This is a genomic window from Pseudomonas sp. v388 (assembly GCF_003935425.1).
Classification (GTDB): Bacteria; Pseudomonadota; Gammaproteobacteria; order Pseudomonadales; family Pseudomonadaceae; genus Aquipseudomonas.
Genome location: NZ_RHQN01000003.1, coordinates 46,149 through 67,042 on the forward strand (window position 1 = coordinate 46,149; position 20,894 = coordinate 67,042).

General features: G+C 64.2%; 14 protein-coding genes. 8 read left to right on the plus strand and 6 right to left on the minus strand.

What is annotated here, in order from left to right:
- Positions 1–15 precede the first annotated feature (15 nt).
- From EGJ27_RS07780 to recQ, 3 genes are all read right to left on the minus strand, one after another.
- The gene (locus EGJ27_RS07780; RefSeq protein ID WP_125830157.1) at positions 16–2,193 is read right to left on the minus strand and encodes a FimV/HubP family polar landmark protein; all 2,178 of its coding nucleotides are present in this window, start codon (positions 2,191–2,193) and stop codon (positions 16–18) included.
- 89 nt (positions 2,194–2,282) lie between these two features.
- Entirely contained in the window at positions 2,283–2,717 is a 435-nt protein-coding gene (locus EGJ27_RS07785; protein ID WP_125830158.1) for a MarR family transcriptional regulator, read from the minus strand.
- 96 nt (positions 2,718–2,813) lie between these two features.
- Positions 2,814–4,943 carry a DNA helicase RecQ gene (gene recQ / locus EGJ27_RS07790; protein WP_125830159.1) on the minus strand — a complete coding sequence of 710 codons (2,130 nt, stop codon included), beginning with the start codon at positions 4,941–4,943 and terminating at the stop codon, positions 2,814–2,816.
- Positions 4,944–5,133: 190 nt separating this feature from the next.
- On the opposite strand from recQ, the gene EGJ27_RS07795 reads away from it, so the two are divergent.
- Both EGJ27_RS07795 and EGJ27_RS07800 read left to right on the plus strand, forming a co-directional pair.
- Positions 5,134–5,721, plus strand: coding sequence for a YecA family protein (locus EGJ27_RS07795; RefSeq protein ID WP_125830160.1), 588 nt, complete (start codon positions 5,134–5,136; stop codon positions 5,719–5,721).
- A 10-nt stretch (positions 5,722–5,731) separates the two neighbouring features.
- Positions 5,732–6,133, plus strand: coding sequence for a YbaN family protein (locus EGJ27_RS07800; protein ID WP_125830161.1), 402 nt, complete (start codon positions 5,732–5,734; stop codon positions 6,131–6,133).
- Between the two features lie 51 nt (positions 6,134–6,184).
- On the opposite strand, the gene EGJ27_RS25175 is transcribed toward EGJ27_RS07800, so the two are convergent.
- The gene (locus tag EGJ27_RS25175) at positions 6,185–9,427 is read right to left on the minus strand and encodes a retention module-containing protein (RefSeq protein WP_125830162.1); all 3,243 of its coding nucleotides are present in this window, start codon (positions 9,425–9,427) and stop codon (positions 6,185–6,187) included.
- Between the two features lie 394 nt (positions 9,428–9,821).
- Here EGJ27_RS25175 and EGJ27_RS07810 point away from each other — a divergent pair, with 394 nt between their 5' ends.
- The 4 genes from EGJ27_RS07810 (at position 9,822) to chrA (ending at position 16,010) form a co-directional block, all read left to right on the plus strand.
- Positions 9,822–11,177, plus strand: coding sequence for a TolC family outer membrane protein (locus EGJ27_RS07810; protein ID WP_125830163.1), 1,356 nt, complete (start codon positions 9,822–9,824; stop codon positions 11,175–11,177).
- 21 nt (positions 11,178–11,198) lie between these two features.
- On the plus strand, positions 11,199–13,379 hold the full coding sequence (locus EGJ27_RS07815) for a type I secretion system permease/ATPase (RefSeq protein ID WP_125830164.1): 2,181 nt from the start codon (positions 11,199–11,201) through the stop codon (positions 13,377–13,379).
- A 15-nt stretch (positions 13,380–13,394) separates the two neighbouring features.
- A complete protein-coding gene (locus tag EGJ27_RS07820; protein WP_125830165.1) occupies positions 13,395–14,747 on the plus strand; it encodes an HlyD family type I secretion periplasmic adaptor subunit in 1,353 nt (450 codons plus the stop codon).
- Positions 14,748–14,813: 66 nt separating this feature from the next.
- Positions 14,814–16,010: a chromate efflux transporter gene (gene chrA, locus EGJ27_RS07825; RefSeq protein WP_371920845.1), complete on the plus strand. Its 1,197-nt coding sequence runs from the start codon at positions 14,814–14,816 to the stop codon at positions 16,008–16,010.
- 14 nt (positions 16,011–16,024) lie between these two features.
- On the opposite strand, the gene EGJ27_RS07830 is transcribed toward chrA, so the two are convergent.
- Both EGJ27_RS07830 and pap read right to left on the minus strand, forming a co-directional pair.
- Positions 16,025–16,258 carry a DUF6124 family protein gene (locus tag EGJ27_RS07830; RefSeq protein WP_125830167.1) on the minus strand — a complete coding sequence of 78 codons (234 nt, stop codon included), beginning with the start codon at positions 16,256–16,258 and terminating at the stop codon, positions 16,025–16,027.
- A gap of 185 nt (positions 16,259–16,443) precedes the next feature.
- Complete coding sequence (gene pap, locus EGJ27_RS07835; RefSeq protein WP_125830168.1) at positions 16,444–17,940, minus strand: polyphosphate:AMP phosphotransferase; 1,497 nt, start codon at positions 17,938–17,940, stop codon at positions 16,444–16,446.
- Between the two features lie 160 nt (positions 17,941–18,100).
- On the opposite strand from pap, the gene mnmC reads away from it, so the two are divergent.
- Positions 18,101–20,104: a bifunctional tRNA (5-methylaminomethyl-2-thiouridine)(34)-methyltransferase MnmD/FAD-dependent 5-carboxymethylaminomethyl-2-thiouridine(34) oxidoreductase MnmC gene (mnmC, locus tag EGJ27_RS07840; RefSeq protein WP_125830169.1), complete on the plus strand. Its 2,004-nt coding sequence runs from the start codon at positions 18,101–18,103 to the stop codon at positions 20,102–20,104.
- 121 nt (positions 20,105–20,225) lie between these two features.
- On the plus strand, positions 20,226–20,894 hold the full coding sequence (locus EGJ27_RS07845; RefSeq protein WP_125830170.1) for an ABC transporter ATP-binding protein: 669 nt from the start codon (positions 20,226–20,228) through the stop codon (positions 20,892–20,894).

The window sequence follows — 20,894 nt, forward strand, 5'->3', positions numbered from 1 at the left end:
CCCAGGAGTTGATTCTTAACTGATCCCCGCCAACATTTCCCGCGCCATCTGCCGATGCTGCTCGTCGGACTCCTCGATCACCCGATGCAGGATGTCCCGCGCTGCGTCGAAGTCGCCATCGTCGATCAGCATCTGCGCCTGATTGATCTGGGTCAGCGGTGCTTCATCGAGGTCCAGCAGGTCGAATTCCGAATCATCGCCCATGAAACTGTCGAGGAACTCATCGCTCAGCGCGTCGCCACCGGCGGGCACCGAAGCGTCCAGGTTGTCATCCTCGACCAGGATCGGTTCAGGCTCTTCGAAGTCGCTCAGAAACTGCTCGTCGGACAGCTCGAACACTTCCGGCAATTCGGTCAGATTCGACGAGAAACCCGGATCCACTTCCGGACTGGGTTGCGCGGCGGGCGGTCGAGGGCGAACCGGCGGTGCGTCGAATGGGTCGACCAGGTCCCAGTCGGCATCCATCGACAGATCATCCAGGTTCAGCTGGAATTCATCGATCGGTTCAGGGTTGAGCGCGGCGGCGGTGGTTTCGTCCAGCTGCAGATCCATCTCCGGCACGACCGGCGTAGGCGCGACAGGCACCGGCACCGGCAGCGGCATTGGCGCGACCGCAGGCGCTGGCGGCTGGCTGGCTTTGAGTTGCGGGTAACGTGCGCGGATCTCGTCGATCTTGTGTTGCTCGACACCTTGCTCCAGCGCGCTCTGCTCCTCGCGAAGGAACCCGGTCACATCCCCCTGCTCGGCCAGCAGTTCAAGAATGCGGATGCGGATGTCCTCGCGCTCCGGCTGAGTCTCCAGCGCATTGCGCAGAATACCCATGGCTTCGCTGAAACGCCCGTAAGCGATATAGATGCTCACGCCATCCAGCGCGTCCGGCGCGCCACCGGCGTGGCGTGGCGTGGCGGCAGGCTTGACCGGGGCCTGCGCGGGGGCTGCGGTCGCCAGAGGCTGCGGGGCCACCGCCGGCACTTCATGGACAGGCATCACCGACGTCTGCGCAGGCTTGATCAGCAGATCGTCCTGGGACACGACCGGCGCCGTACCGGCCTGGCGCTGTTGACGGCGTTTGCTGAGCGCGTAAGCCACCAGCAGCAGGAGCAGCGCCAGGATACCCAACAGCAATGGCAGACTCAGGAACGAGTCCGGCTGGCTCTGGACCGCAGGCGCTGCGGCGACGGGAGCCGCTGCCGGCGGCGCTGCCGGAACCGGCGCAGGTGCGGGCGCCTGCGCCTGCGCAAGGTCGGCGCGCAGGCTGGTGATTTCCTTGTCCTTGCTTGCCATCTCCTCCTGAAGGGCCTGGGCACGGGCCGTCAGTTCTTCGACCGCCCTGGCCAGCTGCTGGCTCTCCAGAGTCGAGGCCGCCAGTTGTTCCGAAGCTTTGCGCATTTCATCCGCTTCGCCGGTCGCCGCCGCTGCCGCGGCAGGTGCCGCCTGAGTCGGGACCACCGCCGTGTCAGGGAGCAACAGACCCTGACCGGCCTTCAACCCGACCGCCGCACCACCGGGAAACGCCTGCGGGTTGAGCGCGCGGATAGCGTCCGCCATCTGGCTGGTCGACTGATCGCTGCCGCGACCCAGTACCCGCCGGGCAATGCCATTGAGCGTGTCGCCGCCGGCGACGGTATAACGCTTGCCCTGCACGGCAGGCGGCGGTGCGACCGGCATGCGCGACTGGGCGTCGGACGCGCTTGGCTGCTGCCTGCTGCGGGTCGCGGCCAGGCCTTCGGGCGAGGTCGGCGGGTCAAGCAACAGGGTGTATTCGTGAAACTGGTCGCCGTTGGGTTGCGTCAGCTGCACGAGAAAATTCAGATAGGGTTCGGTGACGGCCTTGCTCGACACCACGCGCACCAGGCCCCGGTTGCCACGCACCTCGGCGGTGAAGCGCAGGTCATTGAGGAAAAATCCGCGTTCGATACCGGCCTTGGTGAAAGCCTCGGCAGACGCCAGCCGCACGACGATGTCGTCGGCATCAAGGCCTGCGGTTTCCACCAGCTGGATCTCGGCATTCAGCGGCTGGTTCAGGGCTGAATGCAGGGTGATCTCGCCCAGTCCCAGGGCCGACGCCCAGCTTGACCAGGCCAGGGCGGATACGGCCAGCGAGGCCGCAAACAGGCGTGTGCAAAAACGGTGACTGGCACTGCGCGCCCGGAGAGCGCTGCGCTGGAAAGCGGCCTGGGAACTGTTCAGCATGCGAACCCTTATGGAAACCACAGCAGGCTTCTCACGTAATCAAGTTGAAGTCGGTTTCAGGAGTATGGGCGAGAACGCGTCGGGCCGTCTCAGGATCTTTCCAGATTGGCCAGGATCCGGGCATGGACCCGCATGCAGACCTTCAACTCAGCTTCATCCACCCCTTCGAACAACTCGGTGCGCAGCGCATTGGCGATGGTCTCGATCTTTTCGATCAAAGGCAGCGCGGTATCGCCAAGCAGGATTTTCTTGGCCCGGCGATCTTCCAGCACAGCCTGACGCTGGACCAGCCCCTGGCTTTCCAGGCTGTCGAGCAGGCGAGCCAGCGTCGGGCCTTCCACGCCGACGCTCTGTGCCAGCTCGCGCTGGGTGGGCGCCTCTTCGAAACGTGCCAGATGCAGCAACACCAGCCAGCGCGCCTGGGACAGGCCAAGGTCAGCCAGGCGCCGATCCAGTTCGGCTCTCCAGCCTCGGGAGATATGCGCAAGCTGCATACCGAAACGATGTTCATCGGTCAATGGCATAGGAAACTCATGAGTTGAATCTGATAGTTAGCGAGCTAAGCATGCTCCCTGCTTTCAGGCAAGGTCGACAACGTGACGATTCGTCACGTGTCGCCACTAGACTTCGAACTCGGACTGCAACGCGGCGCGCACGCAATACAGCACGCCTTCGGGAACGCGGCCGGTGAACTGCTCGGCAATTGCGGCCACCGACGGCAGCTCGCCTTCGCCGTCGAGGAACGCGTCCTGGATTTCACCCAACAGGTCTTCGGGCAGATCCAGCGCCTGCTCCACCGACAGCTGCTGCTTGCCGATGGCTTCGGCCAGCAGGGTGTAGACGTTCTTCTCGGAGCACTGTAACTGGCCGGCGATCTGCGCAGGCGTCATGCCCGCCCGCGCCAGACTGATCAATTCATGGCGCACATCGGCGACCACCCGCGGCGCTTCGGCCTTGCCGCTGAGCACTTCGAGGAACGCCTCGCCGTAACGCTCCAGCTTGCGCGCGCCGACGCCACTGACCCGGCCCATTTCGGCCATGGAACCGGGCTTGCTGCGCAGCATTTCCAGCAGCGTGGAGTCCGGGAAGATGACATAAGGCGGAACGGCATGCTCTTCGGCCAGCTTGCGCCGCAGGGCGCGCAGGGCTTCCCACTGTTCGCGTTCTTCGCCACGCACCAGCTGGCTGGCCGGGCTGCCGGAACTGCTTTTCGCCGTGGTCTGGGGTTTGAGGTCGCGGCGCAGTTCCAGCGTGACTTCGCCGCGCAGCAATGGCCGGCAAGTGTCGCTCAGGCGCAGGCCGCCGTAGCCCTCCAGGTCGATATCGGCCAGACCGCGCGCCACCAGTTGGCGAAACAGCGAGCGCCACTCACCTTCCGAGCGCCCCTTGCCGACACCGAACACCGACAGGTGCTGGTGACCGAAGCTTTCCACCTTGTCGTTGGATTTGCCCAACAACACGTCTACCAGATGGCCGACGCCATAGCGCTGGCCGGTGCGGTAAATGGCCGACAATGCCTGGCGCGCAGGCTCGGTGGCATCCCAGGTCTGCACGCCGTCGACACAGTTGTCGCAATGGCCGCAGGGTTGGGGCATGTCTTCATCGAAATAGGCCAGCAGCGTCTGGCGGCGGCAGCGGGTCTCTTCGCACAGCGCCAGCATGGCATCGAGTTTGTGGTGTTCCAGGCGCTTGTGCCGCTCGTCGCCTTCGGAGTTCTGCAGCATCTGCTTGAGCATCAGCACGTCCTGCAGACCGTAGGCCATCCAGGCATCGGCGGGCAGGCCGTCGCGTCCTGCCCGGCCGGTTTCCTGGTAATACGCTTCCAGGGATTTGGGCAGGTCCATGTGGGCGACGAAACGCACGTTGGGCTTGTCGATACCCATGCCGAACGCGATGGTGGCCACCATGATCAGGCCTTCTTCATTGAGAAAGCGTTTCTGGTTGGCAGCGCGGGTTTCGGAGGGCAGCCCGGCGTGGTACGGCAGCGCCGGGTAGCCGTTTTCGCTGAGAAATACCGCCACTTCGTCGACTTTCTTGCGTGACAGGCAGTACACGATGCCGGCGTCACTGCGCCGCTCGGACAGGAATGCCAGCAGCTGTTTGCGCGGCTGTTCCTTGGGCACGATGCGATAGAAGATGTTGGGACGGTCGAAACTGGACAGAAAGCGTTCGGCATTCTGCAGATGCAGGCGCGTGACGATTTCTTCCCTGGTCCGCTTGTCGGCGGTGGCGGTCAGGGCAATGCGCGGCACATCGGGAAACATCTCCGCCAGTTGCCCCAGTTGCAGGTACTCGGGACGGAAGTCATGGCCCCACTGCGAGACGCAGTGGGCTTCATCGATGGCGAACAGGGCGATCTTGAGATTCTGCAGGAATGCCAGCATGCGCGGCTGCACCAGGCGTTCTGGCGCCAGGTACAGCATCTTGATCTCGCCCTGCCGGATGCGGTTGGCCAGATCGCGCTGCTGCTCGGCGCTGAGCGTGGAATTCAGCGCTGCCGCTGCGACGCCCAGTTCGTCGAGGGTCGCGACCTGATCGTCCATCAGGGCGATCAACGGCGAAACCACCACGCACAGGCCGTCGCGCAACAGGCCGGGGACCTGGAAACACAGCGATTTGCCGCCGCCGGTCGGCATCAGCACCAGTGCATCGCCGCCGTTGGCCACACGCTCAATAATGGCACCCTGGCGACCACGGAAACTGTCGTAGCCGAAGATGTCTTTAAGTACGCGTTGTGCCTGTTCGAGCATAGAAACCCCAGATTGTCCTGCTGCACTGCCCTGCTGCACTGCAAAGCGCGGCAGTATACCCGAGCCGTCAAAGCCGATGGACAGCGGCGACACGAGCGGTCGAAATTTAGCGCAATCGGCATCCACGCTGGCGCCCCGGTCGCTCAGCGCCTAGAATTCAGCATCGTTTATTGTCCAAGGTAGTCCGTCCATGTCCTTCGCTGAGCAACTTACCCGCCTGCAAGTCTTCCTCGATGCAGATGAACTGCACGAAGAAGCTCTGGACTACGTGGCCGCCCACGGCTACCTGACCGCCTTGTCGATCTGCTCCGAGCCTGTGCCGGAGCGCGAGTGGATCGATGCCCTGTTCTCCGAGCCGCCGCATTACGCCAGCGACGCCCAGCGCGAAGAGATCGAAACCACGCTGGTGCTGTTGCAGGCGCATATCGCCCGTCAACTGGCTTCGGACGAAGAGTTCGAGCTGCCGTGCGACCTGGACCTGGGCGACGATCCGGATGATTCGGACCTGCGCGGCTGGTGCATCGGCTTCATGGAAGGGGTGTTCCTGCGCGAAAACGCCTGGTTCGAGAGCGCCGAGGAAGAAGTCAGCGAAATGCTGCTGCCGATCATGGTCGGCTCGGGTCTGTTCGACGAGCAGCCCGAGTTCGCCGACATCGCCCAGGATGCCAACCTGATGGACGACATGATCGTACAGATCCCCGAAGCGCTGACCGCGCTGTACCTGCTGTGCCAGGCTCCGGACGAAAAGCCGGCCATCCTCAAGCCCCGCCACCACTGAGTCGGCGCCTATGGCGCACGACTTGCCGCGCACCAGTCGTCATCGATCGGTGCGCTATATCCTGCTGGGCATCGGCTGGTTGAGCGTGGCGCTGGGCGTGATCGGAATCTTCCTGCCGATCCTGCCCACCACGCCTTTCCTGCTGCTGGCCGCCGCCTGCTTTGCCCGCAGCTCTCCGCGCTTCTACAACTGGCTGGTCAACAACAAACGGCTCGGCCCATGGATCGGCGATTATCTGCAAGGCAACGGCATGCCGGTCAAGGCCAAGGTCTACGCCATCGGCCTGATGTGGGCCAGCATCAGCCTGTCCTGCTATCTGGTGCCGATCGCGTGGGCACGGGCGCTCATGCTGATCTGCGCGGTGCTGGTGACGCTTTATATCCTCAGGCAAAAAACTTACCGACGCCGGTAGGAGCACGCTTGCCCGCGAAAAGGGCATTACATCCGCGAAACATACAGGGCCTCACACCACATCCGTCTTGAGCGAGTGATCCCCGAGCATGCCGTTGATGATGGTGGCGGTGTCGGTGCCGCCGGCGATCCAGCCGTTGGCGCCGGGGGTGACGTGAAACCGGGCGGCGAGGTCGACGCCAGCCAGGTCGATGGTCTGCCCTGCGTCATGGCCGACGGCAATGGTCGAGACGACTGCCTCGCCCGTGCCGCAGACCCGGAAGCGCAGCACATCATCCAGCGTCTCGCCGCCGGTGTCCTGCAGCAACTGTGAAAGGTCCAGCGTGTCGACGCCCACTGCAAAATCAGTGATCCGGTCATGCCCGGTGTCACCCGCCAGCCACATGAACCGGTCATGGCCTTCGCCGCCGGTTAGTGTGTCGTTGCCCTGACCGCCGATCAGGACGTCATTGCCGCCATTGCCATACAGACAGTCGGTGCCGTTCCCGCCCAGCAGCACGTCATCGCCTTCACTGCCAAGCAAAGTCGGGCCATGTCGATAATCAATGGTGACCTGAGCGGTGTCACTCACGCCGTGGGCGTCCTGCGCCGTGTAGGACGCTTCAACGGTCGGTGTGCTGTCGACCGCGCTGTAGTCGATGCTCAGACCGATCCGGTAATCCAGACCTTTGTTCACCACGTCCGGATCCGGCTGGTGAACCAGCAGCAAGCGGTAAACGTTGTCTTCGGTCGCGGTGAAGGCGGCATCAGCGCCCAGCGCATGAAACTCGCCGTCGTTCATCTGCCAGGCCAAGCCGACCTGATCCGACAGCTGGCTGGTGTCGATCTTCAAGGTCTCGCCGGCCTTGAGCTCGACGCTGTACAGATCCTGATGGTTATAGGTGTCGCCATGCCAGGCGCCCAGGTAGCCGTTGATCACCAGCATGGCGGTCGCCGCGCCGCTGATGTGGAAGTCGGCGCGCTGCAGATCCTTGAACTGATTGGCGGCAGTGTCGCGGTGTCCATTGAACGCTATCGGGCACACGGCAGGCGCGACGAAATCCCGGCCCGCATCCGTCCAGCCGGTCTCGAAGCGCGTGGGTGTCGCCGTCAATGCGGTGCTGTCGGTGGTGTGATCATTGGCCAGCAATGCGGCAGCCGGCAGCTCGATCAGCGGCGCCAGCACGTTGGTGATGATGTGATCGTCACCGGCGCTGACGCACGGCTCGGGCGTGGGTTCCGGCGTCGGCTCCGGCACCGTGACGTTCGGCGGCACGTCGATCGTCAGCGTGGCGCCGGCCCGGTCGCCGTCGTTGTCGCTGAGCACGAAACCGATGCGCTCGGTCAGCGCCGTATCCACCCTGCCCGGCGTGTAGCTGAACGCGCCTGTGCTGAGGTTGACCACCAGCGTGCCGCCCTGGACGGTGCTCAGGGTCAGTGTGTGGCTGGCGCTGTCGTAGCGCTCGCTGCCGTTTCCTCCGCTGATGGGCTGACCGGCTTCGGGATCGTAGCGGTAAGTCACTCCGTCCACGCTGATGGACTGGACGAAGCCGCCATCCGCCCCGAAGGCGCCGCCTGCCAGCAGGCTGCCGCTGATGGCGCCTTGCACGGTGCCGCTGAGCACGGCTTTCAGCTCGCCCAGGTCGGTGACGATCAACGCCTGGGTATCGCGCCCTTGCGCACCGTCATAGGCAATCGGGTTCAGGTACAGGGAATCGACATCGCCGCCCAGCCCGACCGCGATGGATTTGATGCCGTGGCTGTCGAGAAAGGCTTTCCACACCGCTTCTTCGGCTGGATCGATGCCATCGCCCTGGGCAGGATCAGGTTGCGGGTTGGGGTCGGAATGCTCCGGAGACAGCGTCGGATTACCGTCGGACAGGAAGTACGCAAGATTCTGCCCGTCAGTCAGCCGGCCGTCCTGTTCGAACGCTTGCCGGGCGGCAGCCAGCGCAGCGTCGTAATCGGTGCCGTTGCCTGCACCCAAGGCATCGATAATGCTTCTGGCGGTGGCGACATCAACCCAGACCGGGGTCATGATCGCGGCCTGGACATTGAACGTGACAATCTGCACCCGTACGTCACCCATCGCCTCGTACTGGCTCAATAACCGATTGAGCGCCTGCTTGGCCAGGTCCAGGCGGGACAGGCCATCGACCCCCGATGGCAATTTCATGCTTTCGGAGTTGTCGATGATCAGCAGCAGATTGGTGTTGGCCGGCACCGACGGTACGCCGGTATCGATATCGCCGGCCAGCGGCACGTCATCGACGATCACGATCTCCAGCTGGGCCGAGTCGCTGTCACCCTGCCGATCCACGGCGACCACTTCGATCTGCTCGCCCAGGCTGTTGGCCCCCTCACCCGCCGGATGGGTCAGCGGCTCGCGCAGGGTGTAGCTGTAACTGACCTGGCCGGTGACCGGATCGAAGCCGGTCACGCTCAGGCTGTTACCCAAAGGCGTGGAAATGCTCTGCGGAAAGTCCGCGAGCACGCCGTTTCTGATCACTTCGATACCGCCCACGGTCAGGCTTTGCAGGCCATCCGGGGCGTCAACGGTGAAGGTGCCGTGCTGAGTCAGCCGGGCGGAGTCGGGAGCCGTCCCGCCCGGCAGGTTTGCCTCATTCAGCGTCAGCCCCGACCCGGAGACGGTGACGCCATGGTCCACCGGCGGCTCGCACGGCGGTTCACAGGGCGGTTCCGGCTCAGGTGGCTCGATGACAGGCGGATCGATGACCGGTGGCTCGATCACCGGCGGCTCGGGGGTGATGACGGGCGGTTCGACCACCGGGGGTTCAACCTCAGGCGGCACTGGCGGGATCACCACCACCGGCGGCGTTGCGTCGGGCCGTCCCTCGAAAAACGCGTCGGGTCCTTCAGGGAAGATCGGGTTCATGGTCAGCCCTTCGGTAGGAAAGCCGATGACCGGTGTGACCTCGCCGCCGGTTTCAGTGAGCATGACCACGCTGTGCCCGCCGCCGCCCTCACTGAGGGCGGCCGGCTCGTTGCGCGCCGGCTCCGGAACCGGCTCCTGAGCCTGGGTCAGACTGAGGGTCGGTGTCACGGGATCGAGGGTTTCCACATGGGCGGCGTGGCCCGAGAGGATCGAGTCGTCCAGCAACACCCGGCTGTAACGGCCAAGGGTCAGCTCGCCGCCGTTTGCCAGGCGCACGGCAATCGCGCCGGCCGTGCCGGTTTGCAGGTACTGGCCGGCGTATAACCGATCCCCAGCCTGCAACAGCCGCTGCTCCCCGTTCGCAGACACTGCAAATACATCGCCTGCCACCTGTCGAACCGTGCCGATCACCTTAGCCATCGTTGTCCTCCACGTCTCTCGAAACGGTCGATAGCCGTTTCATGGTCGCGACGACAATTTGCAAAAACCTGACAGCGACAAAATATCGACAGCGAATCAATTCATTGTTTTTACATGCAAAACAGCGCTGACCGGCGTTACACCTGGACGAGTCATAAATCCGCCACCAGCTATACAGGGCGTCTAAAGCGTTGATTTAACGTGAACATCCTGTACCCAACATCGCCCGAATTCGGAAAAGCGCATAAGTTTTTTTCGGCATAAGGCATATGAAAAAAACGTCTGAGCTTTCTCAAAAGTTGTTCTTAGCTGTGTTGTTACGAGCCTGAAACGGCCAGCAGTGTAAAAAAGTCGATTTTTTGGCGACCTAGAACACACTTCAGGAAAAGTACTTATGCGCGATCTGACTCCGCTTTACAGTGCTGTGGTGCTGGCTGTCGCTTGTGCCCAGGCGCAGGCCATATCGTTGACCGAGGCGATCCAGCACACCATCGACCACCACCCCGAGTTGCAGGCCGACAAGAACCAGCGTCTGTCCGCCGGTGAAGAACTCAATATCGCCAAGGGCGGCTACCTGCCAGCCGTGGATCTGGTGGCCGCTTACGGCCGGCAACGGTCGGACAACCCCAGCACCCGCGCCCTCTACGGCCACGAGAACAGAACCCTGAATTACACCCAGTCCGAACTGCGCCTGCGCCAGTTGCTGTTCGACGGTTTCAACACGCCCAATGAAGTCGGGCGCACCAGCGCGGTGGTCAACTCGCGCGCCTACTACGTGCAGGGCACGTCCCAGAGCCTGGCGTTGCGCGCCATCGAGGTCTATCTGGAAGTGCTCAAGTGCCGCGAGCTGCTGACCCTGGCGCGCAACAACCTGCAGGCGCATATGCGCATCAACGATCAGATCGGCCTGCGCAGTGAGCGCGGCGTGGGTAGCACTGCCGACCGCGACCAGTCCCTCGCACGCCGGGCGCTGGCGCAGAACAACTTCCAGACCGCGCAGGTGAACCTGGCCGATGCCGAGGCCAACTTTGCCAGCGCGGTCGGTCGCCTGCCGGACGAACTGGAAACCCCACCGTCGATCAAGGGCGAGGTGCCGCTCACCTTGAGCGACGCGCAGCAGAGCATGTTGCTCAACAACCCGTATCTGAAGTCCGCCCAGGCCGATGTCCAGGCCGCCGAGCGGCAGTACGAGATCGCCAAGGCGCCCTTCTACCCGCGTTTCGATGCCGAGCTGGCGGTGGGCGCCAACGACAACATTCAAGGCGAAGAAGGCCACGACAACCAATGGCGGGCCGCGGTGGTGATGAACTACAACCTGTTCAACGGCAACCGCGACAAGTCGCGCATGCGCTCCAACGCCTACAAGACCGGCCAGGCGCTGGACATTCGCAACAACGCACTGCGCATGCTCAACGAAAACCTGTCGCTGGCCTGGAACGCCATGGCCAACGCCCGCCAGCAGACGCCGGTGGCCCGCGAATACATGGAAACCACCACCCGAGTGCGCGCGGCGTATCAGGACCAGTTCGGGTTGGGCCAGCGCACGCTGCTGGATCTGCTGGACAGCGAGAACGAGCTGTACAACGCCGGGCGCCGCTACACCGAGGTGCGCTACACCGAAGAGCTGGCGATGTACCGCGTGCTGGCCAGTGAAGGTGAACTGCTGCGCAAACAGCGCGTGGTGTTGCCGGCCGAAGCGGTGGCGTTGAGCGAAGTCGAGAACGAAGCCCGTCTGCCCGCCCTGAAATAACTCCGTTCAGGGAGGATCGCCATGAACAGTCTGAAACTGACCGATGCCCTCGACCCCGCAACCGGTGTCGACGATCCGCTGCTGGATGGGCTGATGATGCTCTGCACCCTTCACGGCCGCACGCCCAGCCGCGCCAGCCTGATCGCCGGCCTGCCGCTTGCCGACCAGCGCCTGAGCGCAGCGCTGCTGCCCAGGGCAGCGGCGCGGGCCGGGTTGCAGGCGCGCTGGCTGCGCCGAGACCTGAGCGACATCGACGCCCTGAAGCTGCCGGTATTGCTGGCGCTGAACGATGGAGGCTGCGCGGTATTGGCGCGCTGGGGCGATGATGGCCGGGCGCTGATCCTGCCTTCGGAAAGCCAGGGCGGCGAACAATGGGTCGGCCGCGAAGAGCTGTCTGGTCGCTACACCGGCCAGGCCCTGTACGCCCGCCCGCTTCATGAACTGGAACAGGCGATCACGCCGCTGATGCCACGCGTCAAGGCATGGTTTCGCGATACCGTGCAACGCTCCCGCGGGCTGTACGGCGACGCGATTCTCGCCAGCCTGCTGATCAACCTGCTGGGCCTGATGGTGCCGCTGTTCGTCATGCAGACCTACGACCGGGTGGTGCCCAATCAGGCGACGTCTACCTTGTGGGTGCTGGCGGTCGGGTTGTTGATCGGCACGCTGTTCGAGCTTGCGCTACGCCTGATCCGCGCCCGCCTGCTGGATCAAGCGGGCAGCAAGACCGACCTGATCCTGTCGGCGACACTGTTCGAACGCATCCTCGGCATGCAGCTCAAGTCGCGCCCGGCCACCGTGGGCGGTTTTGCGCAAAGCATTCATGATTTCCAGGGTCTGCGCGAATTCCTGACCTCCGTAACCCTGACCAGCCTGATCGACCTGCCGTTCGCCGTATTGATGCTGGCAGTGATCGGCCTGCTGGGCGGCTGGCTGGTGTTGATTCCACTGCTGGCGTTCCCGATCACAGTGCTGTTTGCCTGGCTGATCCAGACTCGCCTGCGCGACACGGTGCACAAGAGCCTGAGCCTGGGCGCGGCACGCCAGGCGCTGCTGATCGAAACCCTGGGCGGGCTGGAAACCCTCAAGGCGTGCAACGCCGAGGGCGAGCGCCAGCATCAATGGGAAAGCACCCACGGCGCGGTGACACGCCTGGACAATCACGCCCGTCGTCTGGCGGCGCTGGCCGGCAACGGCACGCTGTTCATCCAGCAACTGTGCGGCATGGTGACCCTGGTCGCCGGTGTCTACGCCATCATCGCCGGTCACCTGAGCGTTGGCGCGCTGGTCGCCACTTATATGCTCGGCAGCCGGGTGCTGGCGCCGCTGGGGCAAATCGTCGGGCTGATCACCCGCTATCAGCAGGCGCGCCTGACCATGACCGGCACCGACGCGCTGATGGCCTTGCCCCAGGAACGAGACACCGAACAACGTCCCCTGCAGGCGGCGCCGCTGGCCGGGGCCATCAGTGTCAGCGGCGTGAGTTTCCGCTACGAGCCCAAGGGCGCAGCGGCACTCGACAGCCTGAGTTTCAGCCTCGAACCCGGGGAACGGGTGGGGATCATCGGCCGCAGCGGCTCGGGCAAGAGCACCCTCGCACGACTGTTGATGGGGTTTCACAGCCCCGATGAGGGCCAGTTGCTGTTCGACGGCCTCGACCAGCGCCAACTGGAACTGGCCGAAGTGCGCCGCCAGCTGGGTTATGTCGCCCATGACCTGCCGCTGCTGGCCGGCAGCCTGCGCGACAACCTCACGCTGGGCGCGCGGCAGGTCAGTGATTCGCGAATGCTGGAAGTGGCGCGCATCACCGGGGTCGACGAGCTGGCGTTGCGTCATCCGCGCGGCTTCGACCGGCCGGTGGGCGAGCGCGGCCAGTTGCTGTCCGGCGGCCAGCGTCAGGCAGTGCTGCTGGCCCGGGCGCTGTTGCTCGCCCCGCCGATCCTGTTGCTGGACGAGCCGACCAGCCACATGGACAACGCCAGTGAGGACACCCTGCGTCACCACCTGCATCGCCTGGTGCCGGGCAAGACGTTGCTGTTGATCACCCACCGGCTGTCGATGCTGTCGCTGGTCGATCGGCTGCTGGTCCTGGACGACGGTCGCCTGGTTGCCGACGGCCCCAAGGACGCGGTGATCGACGCATTGCGCAAGGGCCAGGCCGGGCCATTTCCCGTCGAGCGCCCCGCAGCGGGCTATCGCTAATCAAGGAGCACAGCCATGTCAGCGACTCGCGGTCTGCGTCGACGTTTCAACCCTCGCCTGCGCGACGACGGCGAGTTCATGCCGTACCGCGCCGGCGCCATGAGCCATGAATCGCCGCGCGGGTTGCGCGTGACGGTGTGGCTGGCCGCCGCGCTGCTGTCGAGCGCGCTGGCGTGGGCCAGCCTGGCGATCCTCCAGGAAGTGACCACCGGAGAAGGCAAGGCCATTCCGTCGAGCAAGGTACAGGTGATCCAGAACCTGGAAGGCGGGATCGTCACCGAAATCTTCGTCCGGGAAGGCCAGACGGTGAACAAGGGCGATACGCTGCTGCGCCTGGACGACACACGTTTTCTGTCCAATCGCGGCGAAAGCGAAGTGGACCGCCTGACCCTCAGCGCGCAGGTGGAACGCCTGGCGGCCGAAGCCGAAGGCCGTCCGTTGCTGCTGCCCGACGAAGTCACCCAGAATGCGCCGCAGGTGGCCGCCGATGAACTGGCGTTGTACGACTCACGACAGCGCCGCCTGAGCAGCGAGCAACGTACTCTTAACGAACAATTGCGTCAGAAGACCCAGGAGCTGGCGGAATATCGCGCCAAGCAGGACCAGTTTCGCAACAGCCTGGCGCTGGTCCAGCAGGAACTGGACATGTCCGCGCCGCTGGTGGGCTCGGGCGCCGTGTCGCCGGTAGAAATCCTGCGCCTCAAACGCAGCGCCGTGGAGACTCGCGGTTCCATGCAGGCCAACACCCTGGCGATCCCTCGCGCCGAAGCGGCCATCAATGAAATCCGCAGCCGGGCGCAGGAAGCCCAGGACGGTTTTCGCGCCGAGGCGTCTCGTGAACTCAACGAAAAGCGCAGTGAACTGGCCAGGCTCAGCGCCACGCGGATCGCCATCGATGACCGGATGAGCCGCACTACCGTGGTGTCCCCGGTGCGCGGCATCATCAAGACGCTCAAGGTCAATACCATCGGCGGCGTGGTACAGCCGGGCAGCGACCTGCTGGAAATCGTGCCGCTGGAAGACAATCTGCTGATCGAAGCCAGGGTGCGGCCTCAGGACGTGGCTTTCCTGCATCCCGGCCAGAAAGCCATGGTCAAGTTCAGTGCCTATGACTACACGCTGTATGGCGGACTGACGGCGCGCCTGGAGTTGATCGGCGCCGATACGGTCAGCGACGACAAGGGCGAAAGCTTCTATCTGATCCAGGTGCGCACCGAGAAGAATCACCTGGGCAACGACGCCAGGCCGCTGCAGATCATTCCCGGCATGGTCGCCACGGTCGATATCATTACCGGCGAGAAAAGCGTGATGGATTACCTGCTCAAACCGGTGCTCAAGGCCAGGGCAGAAGCCTTGCGCGAACGTTGAAGCGGGCGAGCGTGCCTTGCCGATCCGCGTGACAGCTTCTACTCTGCCCGCTCGGCCTGCCAAGACATCACCATGCTGCCCACCGAAACGCGTCATTGCGGCACCATTTTCCTGATTTTCCTGCGCCTGGGGCTCACCAGCTTCGGCGGTCCGGTGGCGCACCTGGCATTTTTCCACGCCGAGTTCGTCACGCGCCGGCGCTGGCTGAGCGAGCGCAGTTATCTGGAGCTGGTTGCGCTGTGCCAGTTTCTGCCAGGCCCGGCCAGCAGTCAGGTGGGCATGGCGCTGGGCCTGTCGCGGGCCGGTTATCGCGGCGCGCTGGCGGCCTGGGCGGGTTTCACCTTACCGTCGGCGCTGCTCATGACATGGCTGGGGCTGAGCCTGGTCCAGGCCGAAAGCCCGATCGCGGACGGCGTGCTGCGCGGCCTGAAGATCGCGGCGGTGGCGGTGGTGGCCCAGGCGGTCTGCGCAATGGCGCGCCAGCATTGTGCAAGCCCGCTGCGGGCGTGCTTCATGGGCCTGGGCTGCGTTGCGGCCCTGCTGATGCCTTATGCCTGGACACAGTTGCTGGTCATCACGGCGGCGGCACTGGTCGGCGCTTCGCTGTTCAGGCCCGCCACGCCCCAGCGCGCAGATGCGTGGCCGGTCCCGTTGGGCCGCAGTGCAGGTGCGCTGTGGTTGGCAGCTTTCCTGTTGCTGCTGTCTGGCCTGCCGATCCTCAATGCCCTGTATGCCAGCCCGGCGCTGGCACTGGTGGAAGCTTTTTACCGCGTCGGCGCCCTGGTGTTCGGCGGCGGCCACGTGGTCTTGCCGTTGTTGCAGAGCGAAGTCGTGAGCAGCGGCTGGATCGCACCCGAAACGTTCGTCGCCGGGTATGGCGCAGCCCAGGCGATGCCCGGGCCTTTGTTCACGTTCGCAGCCTTTATCGGTGCGGCACTGCAGGGTGGGGCTGGCGGCTGGGCCGCTGCGCTGCTCTGCCTGCTGGCCATCTTCGCACCGTCCTTCCTGCTGCTCGCCGGTGTCTTGCCGTTCTGGGCCGGGCTCCGACAAATGCCCCGCATGCAGGCCGCCCTGGTCGGGGTCAATGCAACGGTGGTCGGGCTATTGCTCGCGGCGTTCTTTCAGCCAGTGTGGAGCAGCGCTGTCCATACCTGGCAGGACGTCTTGTGGACGCTTCTGGCTTTTCTCGCCCTGACTTACGCAAAGCGTGCGCCCTGGCAAGTGGTCGCCGCCAGTGCAGGGGTCGGCTGGCTGACAGGCTGAGCCGGGTGATGCGATCAATGGGCGGCCATGCAGTCCAGCGAGCGGTCGACCATGGCCTTGGCCATCTGCGCCAGGTGCACGACCGACAGGTTCAGATCGCGGCTCGCGCCGTGGTTGGATTCAGTGGACTCTTCCGCCGTCGCGATGATGCAACGCAGCAGGTCCGAAGCGTGGTTGAGCGCGTCCTGCGGGCCAACGGTGTCGTTGATTGAAAACAGGCTGGTTGAAGCGATGGGCTGGTTGGGCATGCGAGTCATCTCCGATGGAACTCCAATGGGCATCGCCCTGCCGGAGGTGGCAACGGGCGATGCGGCGCAGAGTATTGAGCCGAACCCCTGGACGCAAGGCGCCAAGCGGCTCTCGGAAATTTCAGGCGAAGGATTGGGATCGGTCCTGCGCAGCAGTCTCAGGACCAACCCAAATGAATGCCGCGTTACTTTTTCTTGTCCCTGGCGAAAGCCGCTTCCAGTGCCTCGTTCAATGTCCGCAAGACCTTGACCCTGGCCCAGCGTTTGTCATTGGCCTCCACCAGCGTCCAAGGGGCGATCTGCGAGCTGGTGCGGTCGACCATATCGCCCACGGCCTGGCGGTAAAGCGGCCACTTGTCGCGGTTGCGCCAGTCGTCGTCGGTGATCTTGTAGCGCTTGAACGGGATTTCCTGGCGTTCTTCGAAGCGCTGCAATTGAGTCTGCTCATCGATGGCCAGCCAGAACTTCACCAGCACGATGCCGGCGTCAGTGAGCTGTTCCTCGAAATCGTTGATCTCACCATAGGCCCGCAGCCAGTCGGATTCACTGCAAAAGCCCTCGACCCGCTCGACCAGCACCCGGCCGTACCAGGAACGGTCGAAGATGGTGAATTTGCCACGCGGTGGAATCTGCCGCCAGAAACGCCACAGGTACGGCTGGGCGCGCTCGTCCTGAGTGGGCGCGGCAATCGGCACGATATTGTAGTGGCGCGGGTCCAGCGCCGCCGCGACCCGGCGAATCGCCCCGCCCTTGCCGGCCGCGTCGTTGCCCTCGAATACCGCCACCAGCGCATGCCGCTTCATCCGCTTGTCGCGCATGTTGCCCGACAGCCGCGCCTGTTCAGCGATCAGCGCCTGCTCGTAGTCGTCCTTCTCCAGCCGCTGGCTCAGGTCGAGACTGTCAAGCAGGGTCAGCTCATCCTGACTGGTGCCCAACGGGCCGATGCTCAAGGCTTGAGGTCGGGTCTTGCCATTGCTCAACGCCGCCTGCATGCCTTCGAGCAACAGGCGACCGACCGTCAGGCTGCGGTAATTGGCATCAGCACCTTCGATCACGTGCCAGGGCGCGTACTCGCGGCTGGTGCGGCGCAGCACCCGCTCGCCGAAGCGCACGAATTTGTCGTAGGTGCGCGACTGCTGCCAGTCCAGCGGGCTGATGCGCCAACTGTGCAGCGGGTCGTCCTTGAGGGACTTGAGGCGACGCTTCATCTGCTTGCGTGACAGGTGAAACCAGAACTTGAAGATCAGCGCGCCTTCGTCGCAGAGCATCTTTTCCAGACGTTCCGCGCCGCCGATGGCCTGGTCCAGCACGGCATCCTTGAAGCGGCCGTGGACACGATCCTGAATCATCTGGCTGTACCAGTTGCCGAAGAAAATTCCCATGCGGCCCTTGGCCGGCAGTTGCCGCCAGTAGCGCCAGGCCGGTGGATGCGCCAGTTCTTCGTCGGTCTGCTGGTCGAAAGTGCGCACTTCGATCAGGCGCGGGTCCATCCACTCGTTGAGCAGTTTGACGGTCTCGCCCTTGCCCGCCCCTTCTATGCCGTTGATCAGCACGATGATCTGCCGCCCGGCCTGTTCATGCAGGTCGTACTGAGCTTCCAGCAACGCCTCGCGTAAAGCGGGAACCTGGGCCTCGTAGGTGTCATCGTCGATGGCATGACCGATTTCAGCGGATTCGAACATGAACAACTCCCTTTTCCGAGCGGGTGAGCCTACCCGATGTGATCGCAACATGGAGTTTCAGACCGTCATTCCTTGTCATGGGTCAATTGGATCTTCCCGCAGTGCCGCTTTTCTTGTCGCAGCGGTCTAAAATGCCGCCACTGCCACCGCTGAGCCCACCATGACCACGACCCGCCATGCCCAGATCGCCCACGCTCAAATCGACTGGGACGAACAGGGCAACCCTCGTTCCCGCGTTTTTTCCGATGTGTATTTTTCCACCGAGTCGGGGCTGGCCGAGACGCGCCACGTGTTTCTGGTGCAGAACGACCTGCGCAACCGCTTCTCAGCCTTGTCGGCAGGCGGCCGGCTGGTGATCGGCGAGACCGGTTTCGGCACCGGTCTCAATTTTCTCTGCGCCTGGCAGCTGTTCGACGCCTGCGCGCCTGCCGGAGCGCGCCTGCATTTCGTCAGCGTCGAGAAATTCCCGCTCGATCGCGCCGACCTGCAACGCGCGCTGGCCTTGTGGCCCGAGCTGTCGGTGTTTGCCGGGCAACTGCTCGATCAGTACGTCGCCATTCATGAAGGCTTCCAGCGACTGGTGTTCGACGATGGCCGGGTCACGCTGACGCTGTTGATCGGCGATGCACTGGACATGCTGCCGCAGCTGGACGGCAAGATCGACGCGTGGTTTCTCGATGGCTTCGCGCCGGCCAAAAACCCGGAGATGTGGACGCCGGAGCTGTTCGCCGAATTGGCGCGGCTGTCCACCCCGGCAACGAGCATCGGCACCTTTACCAGCACCGGCTGGGTGCGTCGCGCCCTGAATGCGGCAGGTTTCAAGATGAAGCGCGTGCCGGGCATCGGCCACAAGTGGGAGGTGCTGCGCGGCACCTTCATCGCCTGGCCGCAGGAGGTGCCGGCGCCGCCGCGGGCCGCGCCGTGGTTCGCCCGCCCCGCTGCGGTTCAGGGCGAGCGCAAGGCTTTGGTGATCGGCGCCGGGCTGGCCGGCTGCGCCACGGCACACAGTCTGGCCCGGCGCGGCTGGCAGGTCAGCGTGCTGGAGCGCCACGGGCAAGCGGCCCAGGAAGCGTCGGGAAATCCGCAAGGCGTGCTGTATCTGAAATTGTCCGCCCACGGCACTGCGCTGTCGCAGTTGATCCTCAGCGGTTTCGGCCACACGCGGCGTGCGCTGCAGCGGCTGCAACGGGGTGTCGACTGGGATAACTGCGGGGTGCTGCAGCTGGCTTTCGACGACAAGGAAGCCAGGCGTCAGGCGCAACTGGCCCAGGCATTTCCCGACGATCTGCTGCACCTGCTGGACCATCCGGGCGCCGAGGCACGCAGTGGCGTGGCGCTCAAATCCGGCGGGCTGTTTTTCCCCGAAGGTGGCTGGGTGCATCCGCCCGCCTTGTGCAACGCACAGCTGGCGCATCCGGACATTCGCCTGATCGCCCATCGCCAAGCCCTGGAACTGCGCCGTGTTGACGGTCAGTGGCAGGCGCTGGATCACGGCGAGGTCATCGACAGCGCGCCGATTGTCGTGCTGGCCGGTGCGGCGGATATCAAGGGGTTTGCGCAGAGTGCCGGGCTGCCGCTCAAGCGCATTCGCGGGCAGATCACCCGTTTGCCGCAGACCGAGGCCAGCCGGGTACTGGGAACGGTGGTCTGCGCCGAAGGCTATGTGGCGCCGGCGCGATTGGGCGAACACACGCTAGGGGCCAGTTTTGACTTTCATAGCGAAGACCTGACACCCAATGCGGCGGATCATCTGGGCAACCTTGAGCTGCTGCGTGAGATCTCCGCCGATCTGGCGCAACGCCTCGACGCCGATTCGCTCCCGGCCGAACAGTTGCAAGGCCGGGCCGCGTTTCGCTGTACCAGCCCGGATTACCTGCCGATTGTCGGGCCGCTGGCCGATCAGGCTGCGTTCGTCGAGGCCTACGCTGCGCTGGCCAAGGATGCGCGACAGGTGCCGGCTATTCCTTGCCCGTGGCTGGATGGCCTGTACATCAACAGCGGCCATGGCTCCCGCGGCCTGATCACCGCTCCGCTGTCTGGCGAGCTGATTGCCGCCTGGCTGGACGAAGAACCCCTGCCGCTGCCAAGAAGCGTCGCCGAAGCCTGCCTGCCGAACCGGTTTGCCTTGCGGGGGTTGATACGGGGTAAAGCGGCAATCGGGTAACAAGCCGTAGGTGCGAACCGGGCCGCGCTCCGCTTGTTCGCGAAGACTGATTCCCAGACGACACATAGGCACTGCCTGCACCGGCTATGCTTGTCGCTCACATCTATCCGGTTGAGTCCTCATGCTGCAGGTGCAAAACGTGTTCAAGAGCTACACCACCGCGCAAGGCCCGCTGGCGGTCTTGCGTGGGGTCGATCTGCAGCTGGCGCAGGGCGAGAGCCTGGCGCTGATGGGGGAATCGGGCAGCGGCAAAAGCACCTTGCTGCATCTGGTGGCCGGTCTGGACAAGGTCGATGACGGCCGTATCGACGTCAACGGTCAGCGTCTGGACCGGATGAGCGAAAGCCAGCTGGCCAACTGGCGGCGCACCGAAATCGGCCTGGTATTCCAGCAGTTCAACCTGATCGGCAGCCTCAAGGTCGAAGACAATCTGGCGTTCCAGGCACGCCTGGCCGGGCGCTACGATCCGGTCTGGCAGGCGCAGTTGACCGAACGCCTGGGCCTTGGCGATTTACTCAAGCGTTACCCCGAGCAACTTTCCGGCGGCCAACAGCAGCGGGTCGCCATCGGCCGCGCCCTGGCCTCGCGTCCCGGCCTGTTGCTGGCCGACGAGCCCACCGGCAACCTCGACGAAAACACCAGTGACGAAGTTTTACAGCTACTGCTGGACTTGCTCGACGACAGCCCCACCAGCTTGTTGATGGTGACTCACAGTGCGCGGGTTGCAGAACGCCTGTCGCGCAAAGTCGTGCTGCATTTCGGTCGACTCGCCCCGCAAGGCGCGTCCTGA

Excerpts from the sequence above, each read along its gene's own strand:
- EGJ27_RS07780 (WP_125830157.1), bottom strand. The coding sequence starts at position 2,193 with ATGCTGAACAGTTCCCAGGCCGCTTTCCAGCGCAGCGCTCTCCGGGCG.
- EGJ27_RS07785 (WP_125830158.1), bottom strand. The coding sequence starts at position 2,717 with ATGCCATTGACCGATGAACATCGTTTCGGTATGCAGCTTGCGCATATC.
- recQ (WP_125830159.1), bottom strand. The coding sequence starts at position 4,943 with ATGCTCGAACAGGCACAACGCGTACTTAAAGACATCTTCGGCTACGAC.
- EGJ27_RS07795 (WP_125830160.1), top strand. The coding sequence starts at position 5,134 with ATGTCCTTCGCTGAGCAACTTACCCGCCTGCAAGTCTTCCTCGATGCA.
- EGJ27_RS07800 (WP_125830161.1), top strand. The coding sequence starts at position 5,732 with ATGGCGCACGACTTGCCGCGCACCAGTCGTCATCGATCGGTGCGCTAT.
- EGJ27_RS25175 (WP_125830162.1), bottom strand. The coding sequence starts at position 9,427 with ATGGCTAAGGTGATCGGCACGGTTCGACAGGTGGCAGGCGATGTATTT.
- EGJ27_RS07810 (WP_125830163.1), top strand. The coding sequence starts at position 9,822 with ATGCGCGATCTGACTCCGCTTTACAGTGCTGTGGTGCTGGCTGTCGCT.
- EGJ27_RS07815 (WP_125830164.1), top strand. The coding sequence starts at position 11,199 with ATGAACAGTCTGAAACTGACCGATGCCCTCGACCCCGCAACCGGTGTC.
- EGJ27_RS07820 (WP_125830165.1), top strand. The coding sequence starts at position 13,395 with ATGTCAGCGACTCGCGGTCTGCGTCGACGTTTCAACCCTCGCCTGCGC.
- EGJ27_RS07830 (WP_125830167.1), bottom strand. The coding sequence starts at position 16,258 with ATGCCCAACCAGCCCATCGCTTCAACCAGCCTGTTTTCAATCAACGAC.
- pap (WP_125830168.1), bottom strand. The coding sequence starts at position 17,940 with ATGTTCGAATCCGCTGAAATCGGTCATGCCATCGACGATGACACCTAC.
- mnmC (WP_125830169.1), top strand. The coding sequence starts at position 18,101 with ATGACCACGACCCGCCATGCCCAGATCGCCCACGCTCAAATCGACTGG.
- EGJ27_RS07845 (WP_125830170.1), top strand. The coding sequence starts at position 20,226 with ATGCTGCAGGTGCAAAACGTGTTCAAGAGCTACACCACCGCGCAAGGC.